Below are 926 nucleotides of genomic sequence, written 5' to 3' on the forward strand. Positions count from 1 at the left end.
CAAGCCCCAGCCTGAGGTGGCTGGACCAACCTAACCCTGAACAAAAACCGCTCAAAACCTCAGAACCAAAACTGAAAAAAACAAACCCGCCGAAATCGACGGGTTTGTCAGCAGTCTGAAGGCCCGGAGATCCGGGCCTTTGAAGTATGGTTTCATGCGATCCGGTCCGAATGGGACGGTCCGGCGCCGCTGCGGGACACCTCAATCGTCGCGATAGACTTTCTCGCGACGCTCATGGGCTTCCTGCGCTTCCAGCGAAAGTGTTGCAATCGGACGCGCCTCGAGACGCTTCAGGGAGATCGGTTCCCCCGTTTCGATGCAGTATCCGTACGACCCGTCTGCGATCCGGTCCAATGCCGCATCGATCTTCGCGATCAGTTTCCTCTGTCGATCGCGCGCCCTGAGTTCGATGGACCGATCCGTCTCCGACGACGCCCGATCCGCAATGTCAGCGTGATTCTGGCTTTCCTCCTGCAGGTTTGCCAGCGTCTCGCGGCTCTCCTTCAGAAGGTCCTCCTTCCACCGCAAAAGCTTGTTCCGGAAATACTCGCGCTGACGCTCATTCATGAAGAGCTCGTCCTCGCTTGGACGATACTCGGCATCCAGCTCAACCGTCATGATCTACTCCGGCTCCCGTTAGGCCGCGCGGAATATAGCGGTCCGAAGCCGAAACGACAACGCCGTGCATGCGGAAAATAGTATCATTTTTTTGTTATATATTTCAGCTAGTTGATCGGAAAAATGACGCAGATGCGCGCATTTTCGGGCGCTGCGCCGCTGCGTTGATCCTGCCCCTGCGGGAATTACCTAGGTGTGGTTTCTCAGAAGGTCATTCACCCTTTGGAGGGGCGGCAGGCCGTTGAGAGCGGAGTGTTGTCTTGCCCGGTTGAACCAGTCAAGCCATCTGGGGAGGTCCGCGTTTCGGG

The 926-nt window shown here is 57.0% G+C and carries 1 protein-coding gene; it reads right to left on the minus strand.

Annotated features, from left to right (window positions below; genetic code table 11):
• Positions 1-201: 201 nt before the first annotated feature.
• Positions 202-618, minus strand: coding sequence for an RNA polymerase-binding protein DksA (dksA, locus tag LC092_RS21075; RefSeq protein WP_224809702.1), 417 nt, complete (start codon positions 616-618; stop codon positions 202-204).
• Positions 619-926: the final 308 nt, after the last annotated feature.

It is taken from the genome of Stappia stellulata (assembly GCF_020176715.1).
In the GTDB taxonomy this organism is placed as follows: Bacteria; Pseudomonadota; Alphaproteobacteria; order Rhizobiales; family Stappiaceae; genus Stappia.